Consider the following 13,979-nt stretch of genomic DNA (forward strand, 5'->3'; position numbering starts at 1 on the left):
CCTTAATATCTTCAACTTCCACAGCAAAATTGAGCAAACAATGGAAGTTATCGCAATACAAAAATCCGTATTGAACGGAATGAAAAATGAGCTGGAAGCACTTTTGGAATTGACCGAAAACGCTACCCGAAAATACAATCCCATTTTCAAAGGGGAGCAATGGCTCGATAACCAGGAAGTGTGTCTGATGATGAACATTACCAAACGGACATTGCAGACCTATAAGGACAAAGGGCTTTTGCCATACTCCAGACTGAACCGCAAGAATTATTATAAACGCTCGGACGTACAGGCTCTGCTCGATGCTGTACATCCGAACAATACCAACAACAATGGATTTACTGACGAATGAAGCCGAAGAAATCATCGCACAACAGGAGATGATTATGCAGTTGCGAAACCGTATCGAACAAATACTGAAAAACTACCGTCCTGTAATGAACGGAGAAATCTATTTATCGGGCGAAGATGTATGCAAGCTGTTACACATCAGCAAACGAACTTTACAGCAATATCGTGATGATAATATCCTGCCTTACATTCAGATTGGAGGCAAGATTATCTATAAGGAGACGGATTTGCTGGGTATATTAGAGCAAAACTATATCCGCCACAAACCCTAAACACTTCTCGGGTCGGGCTTGATGGGCATCATCGCACAACGATATACCTCTATCGCAGGACAATCGTAATCCACAGTAACTTTACCCTCTATCAGATAAAGCCCTTTGCCACGTAAGGGCGATTTTTGCAGGCTTTGCGTGAAATGTACGGTATCTATAAAATCGCCGTTATGGTCTATAAAAGTACCAAACTTCATCGATGAACCAGTTTTAGTCCGTACCGTTTTGGAAGCGACCAAATGGGCTACAACTCGGACTACTTTGCCCTCAAAAGAAGCTAAAGTTTCTGCATCGGCGTTGCCACGATAATCGGATTTGGCAAGGTCAAAGATACTACCCGATACAGGAAAGCCCATCAGTTCAATTTCATCGTAGAGGTTTTCCAATTCGTCTGTAACGAACATGGGAAGCTGTGGTTTTTCGGCATTCGTGGAAAATAACTGCCCGACCTGCGAATGGGTATTTCTGTTCTTATTCAGCAACAAATGAGCTTCCCAAAGCAACTCCTTTTTACCTGCTCCCAAAAAGCGGAACGCTCCCGAGCGGATAAGGATAATAATCTGCTCCAATCCTGCACCGGTACGTAGGTTGAAGTTTTCCAAACTCAAATATGCCCCATTGCGTTTTCGTTCTTCCGGGATAAGTTGTGCCAACCTGTTTTCAAGATTTAAAAGACAGTCAAAGCCCAAATAAATAGCATTGCCATCGATGCTCGTATCATAAACACTTTTATTCACACAAGGCAAACAGATATTTCCGCCTGCTTTCCTTGCTTCGTTGATATAGACCTCTCGGGAATAGAAACCACCGTAATTATTGAGTACGCTGACCATAAATTCCAACGGATAATAGGTTTTCAGAAACAAGCTCTGATAGCTTTCAACCGCAAAGGAAGCACTATGAGCCTTATTGAAACTGTACCCTGCGAACGACTGCATCTGTCGCCATACCTCGTTGGCTACGTGTTCGGGATAGCCTTTCTCTCGGCAATTACTGTGGTATTTGTCCTCAATCTCTGCCAAATGGTTTACGTTGCGGTATTTACCGCTCATCATTCGCCTCAATACATCGGCTTCTGCTAAATCCAATCCCCCGAAATGATGCCCGATTTTCATCACATCTTCCTGATAAACCATAATACCGTAAGTGTCCTCCAACTGCTCCTTGAATGCAGGGTGGATATATTCGACCTTTTCGGGGTTCAGATGCCTTTCGATAAATGCCTGCATCATTCCCGAAGAAGCTACACCCGGGCGAATGATAGAGCTTGCGGCGACCAATGTAAGGTAATCTTCGCACCGCAATTTACTAATCAGTTGTCGCATTGCAGGACTTTCTATGTAAAAGCAACCGACCGTATTTGCCGACCTCAGTTGTTCGGCTATAACAGGGTCAGTAAAAAAACGTTTGGGGGTTGAGGTATCTACCGTTACATCTTTGTTGATGCGTATCAATTCCCTGCAATCCTTGATATGCCCTATACCTCTTTGGGAAAGAATGTCGAATTTCTCGAAGCCAATATCCTCTGCCACGTACATATCATACTGTACCGTCGGCAATCCCTTTGGTGGGTAATCCAGTGCGGAATAACAAGTGAGTGGCTTGTCAGAAATCAGAACACCCGAAGCGTGTATCGTCCGTTGGTTTGGAAAATCTGCCATTTGGTTGTAAACGGACAGGATAGTGTTAGTTACTTCATTTTTGTTGAGCATATTATTTGGCTCTTGTATGAGCCTGTCAATTTCGCTTTTGGGCAATCCATACACCTTACCCAATTCACGGATAATGCTACGGTCACGGAATGTACCCATTGCACCCATCAAAGCGGTATGCTCGCTTTGGTATCGGCTGAAAATGTACTCGTACATTTCGTCCCTGTCCCGCCAAGAAAAATCTATGTCAAAGTCTGGCGGACTTTTGCGTTTGGGATTTAAAAAGCGTTCAAAATACAGGTTCAGTTCAATGGGGCAAACATCGGTAATGCCCAGACAATACGCCACAATACTGTTCGCTCCGCTACCTCTGCCCACATAGTGAAAGTCACGGCTTCTTGCATATCGGCAAATGTCGTCGGTAATCAGAAAATAGCTCGAAAAGTTGAGGTTGTCAATAATATCCAACTCTTTCAGTACACGCTCTTTTGCCTGTTTATCGTTTGCTCCGTATCTTCTGCCAAATCCGTCCATTGCATATTTGTACAATAGCTGTTTGTCATCGTATCGGTTACCTGTAAAGGTTTTGCGGTTTTTGGTGCTTTTGAAATCAAAATCAAAGCTACATTCCGAAAGCAAACGGTTGGTGTTTTCTATCAGTTTCGGTACAGGGCTGTACAGCTCCAACAGCTTTTCACGGCTTATAAAAACCTCGTCCTCACGGGCTACCTGCGTTTGTTCTAATTGGGAGATAAGGATATTGTTGTCGATAGCCCTCAACTGCTTGTGCAGTTGAAAATCCTGCCTTTTGAACGATACAGGTTGCAAAACCACATAGTTTTCCCAGTGTTTCTTGGGAGCTACTACGAATTTATTGACCTCGTGGGGTCGTATGCCGATGTATTCATTGTCCTTTAAATCTGTTTCGACAATAGCACCAAATGGATAGATGACAAAGGCGTTTTTAAATTCGGGTGCAATAACTGGTAAAGCCGATTTGTTGCGGTTGGCAAAGGTCATCAAGTCATTCAGTTCCTTAAAGCCCCTTTCATTTTTGGCAATGCCTACGTACAATAATTGGTTGTCGTTCCTAAATTCCATTCCTGCCAAACCTCTAATTCCTGCTTCGGTACAAAGACGGATAAAATCCAACGTTGCCGATGAATTGTTGATGTCGGTCAATACGGCTGTATCGTAACCATTGGTACGGATATTTTCAATGAGTTCTTTTAGGCTCATTGTACCGTACCGAAGACTATAATAGCTGTGCAGATTGAGCAACATAACGATTAGGGATTTAAAAGAGCAAAACCTCTTACCACCGAATGATGTCCGTATCGCATTCTAATCTTGTCCATTGCTTTGGACAGATTAATGTCTTCGAGCGTATCATCAAATAAATCCGCCTGATAGCTACCTGCTATTAGGTTACTGAACTTTACGCCAATCAACCGTATCAACATCCGCTTGCTGTATAGTTTGTGGAACAGTTGAAGCACTTTTTCGGATATAGTCCTTTCGGACGAAGTGAAAGCCATTTTAGCTTGTGTGGTATGCGTATCGAAATTGCTGTAACGGATTTTGACCGTTACGCAGGACGTGAGCCTGCCGTCTTTCCGCAGGTCAAAAGCCAGCTCATCCACCATTGAAAGCATTATTCTCCGCAAGAGTTCCATATCAATCGTGTCCTGTTCAAATGTATGTTCCTTGCTCATACTTTTCTGCTGATGGAACGGTACAACTGCACTTTTGTCAATACCGTTGGCTTTGTTCCAAATGCTCACACCGTTTTCGCCCAATACCTGTTTCATCGTAAAGACATTCATCTGCTGTAAGGTGTAGATATGGGATATGCCCATATTGCGGAGCAAAGGATAAGTCTTGTCGCCAATGCCAGGAATTTTGCGAATGGAAAGCGGAGCTAAAAAAGGCTTTTCCGTACCACCGTCCACCTTGCGTTCTCCACAGGGTTTGGCTTCTCCCGTGGCAATCTTGCTCACGGTTTTATTGGTAGATAGCCCAAACGAAATGGGCAGACCTGTTTCCTTGATGATACGCTGGCGGAGTTCCTGTGTCAATTTCCACGTTCCGAAAAATTTATCCATTCCGCTCATATCCAAATAATGCTCATCAATAGATGCCTTTTCAACGATTGGTATTTTTTCTTCGATGATTTCCGTAACGATATTGGAATACTTACTGTATAGGTCGTGGTCGCCACGCACCAATATGGCTTCGGGACAGAGCTGTCTTGCTAACCGCATAGGCATAGCGGAATGCACACCAAATTTACGTGCTTCATAACTGCAAGAAGCCACTACGCCACGGTCGGAATTGCCCCCGATAAGGACAGGTTTTCCAACAAGGTCACTGTTCAATAAACGTTCTACCGACACAAAAAAGGCATCTAAATCACAATGGACAATCGTTCTTTCCATAACACACAAAATCTAACGCTCAAAATTACTACGTTTTTTAGCAAAATGTTTTACCTTTGTTGCTACAAATTGTAGCAATGTCAATATTGTCAGAAAACATAAGGTATCTACGCAATCAGCTTGGGTATTCGCAACAAAAGGTTGCGGATGACCTTATCATTACCCGTGGTCGCTATGCCAAATACGAGGACGATGCGACTGAACCGCCAATTGAGATACTGCTCAAAATATCACGTTACTACCACGTGAGCATTGATTTGTTGGTTTCGGTCGATTTGCGAAAAATACCTTTGAAAGAAATTTTGGAACTGCCCGACAACCGTATTCTGCTCCCTATTAAAGTGGACAATAGGGGCGAAAACAAAATTGAAATCATACCGCACAAAGCATCAATGGGCTATTTGAACGGCTATGCAGACCCCGAATATATCGAAAGCCTGCAAACCATTTCGTTGCCGTTTCTCAAAGGGGGTAAATACAGGGCTTTTCCTGCGGACGGTGCTTCTATGCCACCGCATAAAGACAATGCGTACATCATCGGGAAGTATATAGAAAACCTTGCCGATATGCGGACAGGAAAAACGTATGTATTCCTAACCCGAAGCGAGGGAATTACCTATAAACGACTATTAAAAGTAAATAAGGAAACTTTAGAAGTTTCTGCCGACAATGTGTTTTACAAATCCTACGAGATACACCTGTCCGATATTTTGGAGATATGGCAGTATGCAAGTAGTCTGGCGACACAGGAATTTTCAAAGGACGATTTTCAATTTGACAATATTGCCATTATCAGAATGTTACAAGAATTGAAAAACGAAATAAGGGAACTAAAAGGCAATTCTCCTACTACGGACAACATCTAATCCCCAATACAGATTATTTATGCTAAATGATGTTGCTCGTCATTTATAGCTTCGCTATCTTTGTATCTGAAAATATAGAAAATACTTAAAGTGTTTTTGCTTTAATTCTCGATACTAAAAACTGGTAATTTTTAAACCCCGAGGCATAAGTAAGAACGCTCACGCTATAGGCGTGGGCGTCCGCTTATTCGGGGTTAGGCGTACCAGTGCCATAGTATCGGTAAGTGTGATTGCCTACGCTTTCTTTTTTTTGCGTAGGGTTTACGAACAACAAAAAAACGGTATTATGGAAACAGTAAACACCTCTCAACAAACTCTCGCCTTTATCCACGATAAAAGCCCTATTGCAGACATTATCTGCAATGACCTTACTGATTTAGAATTTGAAATATTGTATCGCTCGGAGCATATCGGGAACGGAATAACGCAATTATCAGCATTAAAATCATTGCCCGAAGTCTGCATTATAGACCTCGATTTTTACGACAAGAACGTATTGGCAGAGCTTCAGGAACTACACACAAAGTACCCAAGTATGAAACTGATTGCTTTCAGCGACAGGGATAGCGAACAAGCCGTAAAACCTCTTTTGGAGATTGGTTTTGCAGGTTATCTGCTCATTGGTAGCGATGCGGACGATTTCAAAAAAGCTATTGAAGGAGTTGCCAATGGCGGAAGATATTTTAGTGTAGGTGTAGCGGATATTGCACAGGAATATTTTGGTAATAACTAAAGCTGCCTTTTTAAATCTGTAATTTTTATTTGGGCGATATTATTGTCATTTATTCCAAGTTGCAACAATGTTTGCTTGTGTTCTTGTTTTTCAAGTTCACTGTAATACGAAACATTCCAAAATACATTTTCATTTAGTTTAGCTTTTAACACTTCAAAATATTTTAAATCTACTTCTGAAATAGAATGTCCCAAAACAATAACCTTTTCAACTTCTATAAGGTTGGCAAAAAAAGCGATATTGTTTTCTATAATTGAAACGGTATTTTTAAAAGCCTTTGTATAATAAGATAGTATTTCTTGCTTGGCACTTTCATAAGAATAATCATATTCATCTGCTTTTTGTTCACGCCATTCGTAAAATTCTTCTTCGCTTAAACCTTGTGGTGGTTCTTCTTCTTTCTCCTCAAAATTTGCAGGGTCAGTTCCGTGTCCTAAAATAAGATTACAATTATCTGCATTGGCTTTGTTATGAATATAGGTTATTCGTTCTTCGGGGATACCATAGCTTTTCTGTAATGTTTCAGTATAATTAAAATTTAAAAAATGGCTGTCGTTTTCCAATTCAATTAGAGTATCATTGGGAATGTTTTCGTATTCGACTTCAAGAATAAAACTATTAAAGTCATTAATTAAGGTCGTAGTTAAGTCTTCGATGATTAACTCCATTTCAATTTGATAACTATGCCAATCTCTATCTCGAAAATCTTCAGCACCGGGACGAGCAATTAAGTCAGAATGGTTTTCCAATACCTCCACGTAATCTAAATCAGCTAATGCTTGTTCAAACCTTGACCATAAGGCATATTCCTCATCAGTCAATTCGGGATTTGTTATATCAGGAAGCCCATAATAATGTAATAAAAGGTCATAAACCTCACTGTTATTTTCAGCCAAGTAGTTTGCAAAACTTTGATACCTTGTGTCTAATTTATGATGGATATCAAATCCGTTTCCAATAATGTATAATGTCTTCATTAATGTATTTATCTTTTCATATTCATTGTTGGTTTGAAATAGTTTGCTTCTACAAGCCACTGCGTTTTCCAAAGATTGGACTTAGTTTATCCCAAAATTGCTGTTCAAGAATTTCTACAATGAAACGCTCTACCACTTCTTCACTTTCTGAAATAACTTCGTAAGCTGAAATTTTTACGCTATAATCTAAATTATTATCCCATTTGCATAAATGCAAACTATAAGTCCGAGTTCCCTCCGTACCAAGATGATTTTTAATTCTCGTTTTGAAATTTGTTGTCGAGCTTCCAACATACAATATATCAGATGAAGTTCTATTATATTTAGAAAGATTAACCCTATCCTTATTTTTAGCTTTTAGCTTATTTTCGGAATGATAATCTTCAAAACATTCGATTAATCTCTTTAGTTTTTTGGGGGATTGAACTTGTAGAATATAAATAAGCGGATTATTATTTTTAGGGATTTTATCGATATGTTTTTTTACTGTTGTTCTATCTCTGAACTCTAAAGAATGAAAAGACACTTCACAGAACGGTTTAACCGTAATTTTTGAAATTTGGTCAGCTATGTTCAATGCAAACTTTTCAGATTGCTTGACAATGTTTTTGGTATCAATTTTCATTGTGATGTAATAAACTTCAAATATACAAAATAAGGATAGTTTGATTTTAAGGGACATTTAATCTTATCCAATAAAGCGACGTTCTTTTGCTTCTTTTCTTTGGTCGCTGTGTGAAAAGAAAAGAAGTCAATTCCAAAACTAATCTTTGGGATACCGAATATCCCACGCAAAAAATGTCGCAACCTGTTTGGTAAAATGTAAGGAAAGGAGTGTGCGGAGCGGTGCATTTTGACAAAGTGGTTGCACCTATTCAGACAGTAAAAATGCGTTTCCGACCGTAGGCGAGGAATTGCATTTTTGCCCGCCGATTTTGGCGTTTAGGCAACTTTAATCGGGTGGGTACGGTAATCTTTCAGATTGTGAAAAAAGCCTTTGTATTCGGTCATTCCCCTACGAAACAAGTTCCATAACAGGGAACAACCCATTTGTGTCAATGATGAATTGATAAACAAATCTTGGTGTTGTAATGCTTCGGCAAGTGAACAGCTTGGCGTATTGTCTTCCTGTTCGGATTGCTTCAGCAATTCGCCAAATTCATCGGTAACAAAAGGCAGGTTTCCAATCGTTTCGTATTTCTCGGATTTGGGTTGTTCTATCTTCCCAATGGTAGATAGTATAACCTGTCCTGTGTGTTGGCTGTTGCCAAAATCCAACCAATATTTTGGGTGGTTGTGGTAGCTTCTGCGGTAACTGACTATTTTCAGAATTTCCGCAACCTCAAACCTCGCCTGTACGTTATCCACGCAAGTAATGGTAATGATTGCCCTTGCTTCTTCGGGTATTCTGCCCAAATTGTCCTTTTCAAATTTTTGGGTTTCGGCTTTCCAATTCGTACCGATACAACGATTTATCCGATTGATTAACGCAACGGATTTGTACAATCCTGTTTCACATTCAAAAAATCGCTGTCTGCCCAAATTTGCAGTTGTGATAATATCATCGTCCCACAAACGCACCTGCAACCCTGCGTGTCCTAACGCTATCAGACTTTCGTTTATCTCCATTAAGGCGGTCAATACCTTTGAGCCTGTACCGCCACCCCCAATTAAATTAACGGAAATCGGGTTGGTCGGATTGAGTAGATACTTATCCGTAAAATGTATTTTTTCTTTCTCTGTTTTCATTACAATAGATGTTTTAGGGTTTTGTTGTTCTTTTTTAGTGCTTCTATCGGAAAAGGTTTATCGGTGTTGATAATGTCTTTCCATAGGTTTATAATGTTTGCTCTCGTCAAGTCTGCACACAACGAATGGCTGAAATAGCTGTTAAAAAAGTAGTCTTCCCAAGCCTGTATAAATTCCTCAACCGAAGCCGAATTTTTAATGTCGATACTGACCGTTCCCATACATACGTTGCCCTTTTCGTAGATATTGAAAAATGGTGCATAGTGCAAAGGCGTTTTCTCGGTGGGTCTGCGGTTGGTGGCAAGGGCAAAAACGGCAAGACTGCTTTTGTCCGCTACCCAAAGCATTGGCGATACTTGTGCCGTTCCGTTCGGTATGCCCAAACCATTGACAAAATACAACTGCCTTTGCTGTGCTTTGGTGTACCATATTACCGCACCTTTATCACTCGGATTGATATGCAGAATGTTGGTCGGTAAAATCCCCTTTGGCTTTAAAAACGCTCGGCTTCTTTCTTCATCGGTCTGCAAAGTCTTTGCTAACATTTCGGCTTCCTTTACGGTCAATGGGTGTGCATTTATTGGCGTTCCGCTCTCATCCATATCGAAATGCTCTACATACATATCCGTTGTTTCCGTTCCTGTGGTTTCATAGAATACCAAAGCAGATTTAGGATAGTACAATGTGCCAAATTTGTCGGTTATGTCTTTCATTTTTTTGTTTTATTAAAGTTGTTCAATACAATAAACAGGTCGTCCAATAAGTCAAACATTCGGTTTTCAAAATCAAGGTTTTTACCCAAAGTGTTTTTTCCGTCAAAGGGTATGGAAATGCTCGGCTCTTCCATACGTCCGTATTCGTTCAACTCGTTGTTTATGCTTTCTACAACGCTGTTGTACAACACGCCTTTTGTATCTGCAACAAATGAAATGTATTTCTCCATTGTGATGGCTTCTATTTCAATATCATCGTCATAGGGGTCTTGTTCGCTAATCGGTGCATTTCTGAAAACGGTTGTGTTTGGGTATTCCCTATAAAGTGCAAGCGTTATACAAGCCACCTGCCAACATTCCCTGTCGAATGTATCAAGGCTTTTAAAACTACTCAACCGCTGTTCAAACAATGTTAAATTGATAGAACTGTATAGTTTTTGTTCTATGATGTCGCCTATACATTCGGCTTGCCTTAACTCACTGTTGTAGGTTTCTGTTTCATCCGTGTCGTCATAATCAATCCAATCTTTATGCGTTTCATAAAGCCAATACAAATAGCTATCTTCCTGTCGGTAGTAGGGTATTCGGGCAATATGGTACAGGTAACTGCAAACCGATAACAATAGCTGTGCGTTCTTTTTACGCTTCGGGTCTTTAAGCATTTGAAAGAGAGGTATAATGGGAATATGAAACAAGGTCGTACCTACCTCAAATCTTTCCTTGCTCTGCAAAATGGTTTTCTTACTATCCTGAAACAAATGCAAACTATCCCAATTCCTGTGGGTACGTTTTAGTTTGGTATCTATATCCCACATACCCAACACAATATTGTAAGGGAAATTATATGGCTGTGTTGTCATCGGCTCAATGCTGTAATGCTCGGTAAGTTTGGAAAGGGAATTATAAAAATCCCTTTCCGTTTTCTGACAAGCCAGTACCGAATGTGCTGTTTTCAGTTTAGGTAGAAACGTACATTTCAGAATACCATTGGTAGCATTGCTATTGGTACGGATTTCTGCTTGTCTTTCTGCACCTGGCTTGTGTCCTTTGGTCTTTGTAGCCAATTGGCGAACTCGCCTAATTGTCGGTGCAAAGCCTTTTGCCTGTTCTGTTCGGGTATTTTGATTGTTCCCGATATGATATGTTTGTTCATAACTCATCGCTTTTACAATTTTTGGTTTAACCTTTCGTACCCATTACGCTCTCAAATCTGTACTCTACCGCATCATCTTTGATTTGCGGTGCTGATGCCTTTGCAGTCGTCAGAATGGGGTACATATTGGCGTAATAATTCATTACCGCTTCCACGCTCCAACGCGGCTCTGGGTCGGTCAGTCTGATGTCCTGTCCTTTTTCTTTGAGTATAAAAACTCTATCTAAATGCGTTGCTAATAACATAATGCTCGTTTTTAATGGTTAATATTCGTTTTCGTCTTATTCGTCCGTTGTTTCCAAAGGGCAACAAGCGGCAGTAGCTTCTTCCGTTTGTGGCTGTTCGGGTGCTGTTGCTTCCATTGCTCCGAAAAGGCTCGGTGTTGCGAACTTGTCGGACAATGCTGTTTTGCGTTTGCGTAGCTCGTCCGCTTTTTCGGGGTACTCCGCTATGTCGGGTACTTTTATCCACGCTTCACGGAACTTGCCCTCTTTTTCCAATTCGTCCACCTTGTCCATAGCCTGTTTAAACTTCTTGTCTTTGGCTTCCTGCTCTTTTTTCTCTTTCTCGGCTTTGGCTTTCTCGATTGCCGATTGTGCTTTGGCTTCGTCCAATTGCTTTTGGAATTTCTCCATATCCACCATTAACCCCGATACCTTTTGTACAGGTGCGGTTATCTGTGGAATAAATCCCTCGTCAAACTCCTGTGCGGTGGCGTTAAATGTCAATGGGGGAATGAGGTTTTTGGCACTATCTCCGCATTGTTCGTTAAGGAGCAATACCGATACGATTAGGTTGCTTTCTGCACCTTTGGTTATCGTAAGTTGTAAATTGCCTGTAAAATCCAACTGCTGTATCTGACTAAAAAAATTTGTGTTCATTGTTTCTGATTTTAAATGTTACTTACTGATTTCCGCTATCTGTTCAATCCTACCAAAAATGAAACTCCGTAGGCTCGTTTTATCGGGAGCGTTGTATTCCTGCCAACTGCCGTACTGCTTCACTACATAGGCTTTTAAAATATCCTCAAACCCAAACCGATAACCCATAAGGGGTACGGCTTTTCTGAAAAACGCATTACGGTTTACTGCTTCCGCAATCCAATTTTTCTCGGCTCGGCTCAATCTTTCGCCCTTGTCCAGTTTTTCCCTTAACTGATACACCTTTGCGGATTTAAGCGTTTCCAATTCGGGTATCTCGTGGGTTACAAACTTTGTGGCTATTGCTTTAGCTGTCGTTTTCATTGCACTTATTTTAAAGGTTATGAATGTGATTTTTCGGCAGTATAAACTCCGTTTTCATAGTAGCCTATCAGCCGTTCCCAAAGCCGTATTAATCCGTCAGTAGCTACATAGAAATATTTCGTTCTATTGCAATAAATGATATACATAGCTTCGTCTTTGTATTCCGTTTCAAGACTTTTGCCTTTAGCCATACTTTTAGCTTCTTCTATTGATTTTGCTTTCATATCTCTTGTTTTTAGTAGGCTACCACCTATTAAGGCGGTAGCCTGTTGTATTACTATGGTTGTTCTTCAAAGTCTATCACAATTACTTTTTCCTCTCCAAAAAGCAAGTGTATAGCCTGTGTGAGTGGCTTCGGGCAATCATTCTTTTCTACATACCTAATTAGGCAATGGATAGTAAATATGGCATTATGTCCATAGAAAAGGTGGTCTGCAAATATTCGAGGACTTTTGTGTAAACTACGGTTATGATGTTGTATCACTTTCTCCACATTTTCCACCAAGCCAAACCAAAAGTTTGCTGTTAGAATGGATTTCGGCCACACTCGTTGCAGATAATCCTTATGTTTATAGAAATGTTCGATTTCCTGCTGTATAAAAAGGGTCAGTTCTTTGAGGGTTGCAGGGAATAACTTTGCAAGTAAATACGCTCTCTCTGTATTGTTCATTTCTTCTAATGCTTTCATATCTCTTATTTTTAATAGGCTACCACCATTAAAGGCGGTAGCCTGTTGTTGTTTAATTTAGGTTTAGGATTTCCGCACCGTCCGTTGCAAAAGCGGTACACAGGTCAAAAGCCTTTTGTGATTTAAGTTGGGCAGTACCACCCAATACAATGCTCTGTAATTTGGCTTCGTCATCTCTGTAATTGCGTACATTCTGAAAGTAGCCTGTAACAGCGTTGTACGCTCCAAACAAAGTGCCTTTGGTTGTGTCCATTTGTTGGGTGTCGCTCATCATAGCATAACTAAAAGCGTTATCTACGACATTTTTGAACACGGTGGAAACTTCATCTTCTGCACCTTTATTTAGTAAATCAAGCGTTTCCTTGTTCGGGCAAAGTGCCATTTGGATTAGCTTTCTTACTTCCCTGTCGGTTACTTTTACCTTTGTCCACTCGTTAAAAATACCCTCCAATTGGTTGCTCAACGTGTTCGCCAATCCCATAATTTTATGAGCGTTTTCGATACGTTGTTTTGCCCCCGATGTGTGTTTGATACGGACTACATTTGTCATATTCCGCAATGAGGCGTTAAGGGTGTTTTGGCAAACGATACGGATAGGTGTAAACGCTGCGGTAATACTCCCGCTACCATCGTGCGAAGTGGTTAGGAAAATGTACTTTTCCGTAACATCATCGCCATTGCCTACACGGATATAGTCGGGCAGTTTGGCGGTGATAAAAATGCGTTCCCCTTTGCCCAATGCTCCTGCGGTTTCGTACAGGATACCGTCCCCACCACCTACGATAGCATCAAAGAAATTAAAGGCTTCACGGTTTTGTACGATGTGGTAATCCTTGCCGACTACCCCCAATACTGCGTTGTTGTCGGTGCGAATGTTGGCGAAATAGTTGGGTACTTCCAATTCGTTACTGCCCACCTCGATACCCTGTGTAGTTTCGATAATGTTTGAGCCTTTGGTAAACAATGGGGATTTGATAACCTCGTAATCTAAGCCTGCGTGTTTGATAGCTTCTGCACTTGTTGGGTATTGCTCTACGATTTGCCCTAAGTTGTGCCAAGCTTTTTGCTGTACTGAAAAAAAACTGTGTTTTCCTGTTCGCTCGTTGAAAAAAATGTTATGTGCCATTTTGATAAAAATTTGAT

The 13,979-nt window shown here is 40.7% G+C and carries 17 protein-coding genes; 4 read left to right on the forward strand and 13 right to left on the reverse strand.

The annotated features are described in order from the left end of the window. Positions 1–40 precede the first annotated feature (40 nt). Both BLW20_RS02980 and BLW20_RS02985 read left to right on the forward strand, forming a co-directional pair. Positions 41–352 (forward strand): helix-turn-helix domain-containing protein, encoded by a 312-nt coding sequence (locus BLW20_RS02980; RefSeq protein ID WP_091096309.1) that lies wholly within the window; start codon positions 41–43, stop codon positions 350–352. Continuing rightward, positions 333–623: a helix-turn-helix domain-containing protein gene (locus tag BLW20_RS02985; RefSeq protein WP_091096194.1), complete on the forward strand. Its 291-nt coding sequence runs from the start codon at positions 333–335 to the stop codon at positions 621–623. The genes BLW20_RS02980 and BLW20_RS02985 overlap by 20 nt, the downstream gene beginning before the upstream one ends. Here BLW20_RS02985 and BLW20_RS02990 read toward each other — a convergent pair. After that, positions 620–3,559 carry a DNA polymerase III subunit alpha gene (locus BLW20_RS02990; RefSeq protein ID WP_091096197.1) on the reverse strand — a complete coding sequence of 980 codons (2,940 nt, stop codon included), beginning with the start codon at positions 3,557–3,559 and terminating at the stop codon, positions 620–622. The genes BLW20_RS02985 and BLW20_RS02990 overlap by 4 nt on opposite strands. Before the next feature lie 5 nt (positions 3,560–3,564). Beyond that, a complete protein-coding gene (dinB, locus tag BLW20_RS02995) occupies positions 3,565–4,713 on the reverse strand; it encodes a DNA polymerase IV (RefSeq protein ID WP_091096199.1) in 1,149 nt (382 codons plus the stop codon). A gap of 77 nt (positions 4,714–4,790) precedes the next feature. Between dinB and BLW20_RS03000 the strand changes: the two genes are divergently transcribed. Beyond that, positions 4,791–5,579, forward strand: coding sequence for an XRE family transcriptional regulator (locus BLW20_RS03000; RefSeq protein ID WP_091096201.1), 789 nt, complete (start codon positions 4,791–4,793; stop codon positions 5,577–5,579). Between the two features lie 286 nt (positions 5,580–5,865). Beyond that, positions 5,866–6,312, forward strand: a complete 447-nt coding sequence (locus BLW20_RS03005; RefSeq protein ID WP_091096203.1) for a response regulator — start codon at positions 5,866–5,868, stop codon at positions 6,310–6,312. On the opposite strand, the gene BLW20_RS03010 is transcribed toward BLW20_RS03005, so the two are convergent. The 11 genes from BLW20_RS03010 to BLW20_RS03060 form a co-directional block, all read right to left on the reverse strand. Further along, positions 6,309–7,289, reverse strand: coding sequence for a bacteriophage abortive infection AbiH family protein (locus BLW20_RS03010; protein ID WP_091096205.1), 981 nt, complete (start codon positions 7,287–7,289; stop codon positions 6,309–6,311). The genes BLW20_RS03005 and BLW20_RS03010 overlap by 4 nt on opposite strands. A 49-nt stretch (positions 7,290–7,338) precedes the next feature. Further along, positions 7,339–7,914 (reverse strand): GIY-YIG nuclease family protein, encoded by a 576-nt coding sequence (locus tag BLW20_RS03015; protein ID WP_091096207.1) that lies wholly within the window; start codon positions 7,912–7,914, stop codon positions 7,339–7,341. A gap of 317 nt (positions 7,915–8,231) precedes the next feature. Then, positions 8,232–9,038 (reverse strand): PRTRC system ThiF family protein, encoded by an 807-nt coding sequence (locus tag BLW20_RS03020; RefSeq protein WP_091096209.1) that lies wholly within the window; start codon positions 9,036–9,038, stop codon positions 8,232–8,234. Then, the gene (locus BLW20_RS03025; protein WP_091096211.1) at positions 9,038–9,751 is read right to left on the reverse strand and encodes a PRTRC system protein B; all 714 of its coding nucleotides are present in this window, start codon (positions 9,749–9,751) and stop codon (positions 9,038–9,040) included. Before BLW20_RS03025 ends, BLW20_RS03020 begins: the two co-directional genes overlap by 1 nt. Continuing rightward, positions 9,748–10,911, reverse strand: coding sequence for a hypothetical protein (locus BLW20_RS03030; RefSeq protein ID WP_091096213.1), 1,164 nt, complete (start codon positions 10,909–10,911; stop codon positions 9,748–9,750). The genes BLW20_RS03025 and BLW20_RS03030 overlap by 4 nt, the downstream gene beginning before the upstream one ends. A 19-nt stretch (positions 10,912–10,930) precedes the next feature. Next, positions 10,931–11,149, reverse strand: coding sequence for a PRTRC system protein C (locus BLW20_RS03035; RefSeq protein ID WP_091096215.1), 219 nt, complete (start codon positions 11,147–11,149; stop codon positions 10,931–10,933). 36 nt (positions 11,150–11,185) lie between these two features. Next, positions 11,186–11,785 carry a PRTRC system protein E gene (locus BLW20_RS03040; RefSeq protein ID WP_091096217.1) on the reverse strand — a complete coding sequence of 200 codons (600 nt, stop codon included), beginning with the start codon at positions 11,783–11,785 and terminating at the stop codon, positions 11,186–11,188. 18 nt (positions 11,786–11,803) lie between these two features. Beyond that, entirely contained in the window at positions 11,804–12,148 is a 345-nt protein-coding gene (locus BLW20_RS03045) for a molybdenum ABC transporter ATP-binding protein (RefSeq protein ID WP_091096219.1), read from the reverse strand. Positions 12,149–12,165: 17 nt separating this feature from the next. Further along, positions 12,166–12,372 (reverse strand): DNA-binding protein, encoded by a 207-nt coding sequence (locus tag BLW20_RS03050; protein WP_091096221.1) that lies wholly within the window; start codon positions 12,370–12,372, stop codon positions 12,166–12,168. A 53-nt stretch (positions 12,373–12,425) separates the two neighbouring features. After that, positions 12,426–12,836, reverse strand: coding sequence for an RING finger protein (locus tag BLW20_RS03055; protein ID WP_091096223.1), 411 nt, complete (start codon positions 12,834–12,836; stop codon positions 12,426–12,428). 52 nt (positions 12,837–12,888) lie between these two features. Beyond that, positions 12,889–13,962, reverse strand: coding sequence for a DUF932 domain-containing protein (locus tag BLW20_RS03060; RefSeq protein ID WP_091096225.1), 1,074 nt, complete (start codon positions 13,960–13,962; stop codon positions 12,889–12,891). Positions 13,963–13,979: the final 17 nt, after the last annotated feature.

This window comes from Paenimyroides marinum (genome assembly GCF_900108395.1).
GTDB classification, from domain to species: Bacteria; Bacteroidota; Bacteroidia; order Flavobacteriales; family Flavobacteriaceae; genus Flavobacterium; species Flavobacterium marinum.

Excerpts from the sequence above, each read along its gene's own strand:
- dinB (WP_091096199.1), bottom strand. The coding sequence starts at position 4,713 with ATGGAAAGAACGATTGTCCATTGTGATTTAGATGCCTTTTTTGTGTCG.
- BLW20_RS03010 (WP_091096205.1), bottom strand. The coding sequence starts at position 7,289 with ATGAAGACATTATACATTATTGGAAACGGATTTGATATCCATCATAAA.
- BLW20_RS03000 (WP_091096201.1), top strand. The coding sequence starts at position 4,791 with ATGTCAATATTGTCAGAAAACATAAGGTATCTACGCAATCAGCTTGGG.
- BLW20_RS03060 (WP_091096225.1), bottom strand. The coding sequence starts at position 13,962 with ATGGCACATAACATTTTTTTCAACGAGCGAACAGGAAAACACAGTTTT.
- BLW20_RS02985 (WP_091096194.1), top strand. The coding sequence starts at position 333 with ATGGATTTACTGACGAATGAAGCCGAAGAAATCATCGCACAACAGGAG.
- BLW20_RS03040 (WP_091096217.1), bottom strand. The coding sequence starts at position 11,785 with ATGAACACAAATTTTTTTAGTCAGATACAGCAGTTGGATTTTACAGGC.
- BLW20_RS03005 (WP_091096203.1), top strand. The coding sequence starts at position 5,866 with ATGGAAACAGTAAACACCTCTCAACAAACTCTCGCCTTTATCCACGAT.
- BLW20_RS03045 (WP_091096219.1), bottom strand. The coding sequence starts at position 12,148 with ATGAAAACGACAGCTAAAGCAATAGCCACAAAGTTTGTAACCCACGAG.
- BLW20_RS03015 (WP_091096207.1), bottom strand. The coding sequence starts at position 7,914 with ATGAAAATTGATACCAAAAACATTGTCAAGCAATCTGAAAAGTTTGCA.
- BLW20_RS03050 (WP_091096221.1), bottom strand. The coding sequence starts at position 12,372 with ATGAAAGCAAAATCAATAGAAGAAGCTAAAAGTATGGCTAAAGGCAAA.
- BLW20_RS02990 (WP_091096197.1), bottom strand. The coding sequence starts at position 3,559 with ATGTTGCTCAATCTGCACAGCTATTATAGTCTTCGGTACGGTACAATG.
- BLW20_RS03020 (WP_091096209.1), bottom strand. The coding sequence starts at position 9,038 with ATGAAAACAGAGAAAGAAAAAATACATTTTACGGATAAGTATCTACTC.
- BLW20_RS03025 (WP_091096211.1), bottom strand. The coding sequence starts at position 9,751 with ATGAAAGACATAACCGACAAATTTGGCACATTGTACTATCCTAAATCT.
- BLW20_RS02980 (WP_091096309.1), top strand. The coding sequence starts at position 41 with ATGGAAGTTATCGCAATACAAAAATCCGTATTGAACGGAATGAAAAAT.
- BLW20_RS03030 (WP_091096213.1), bottom strand. The coding sequence starts at position 10,911 with ATGAGTTATGAACAAACATATCATATCGGGAACAATCAAAATACCCGA.
- BLW20_RS03055 (WP_091096223.1), bottom strand. The coding sequence starts at position 12,836 with ATGAAAGCATTAGAAGAAATGAACAATACAGAGAGAGCGTATTTACTT.
- BLW20_RS03035 (WP_091096215.1), bottom strand. The coding sequence starts at position 11,149 with ATGTTATTAGCAACGCATTTAGATAGAGTTTTTATACTCAAAGAAAAA.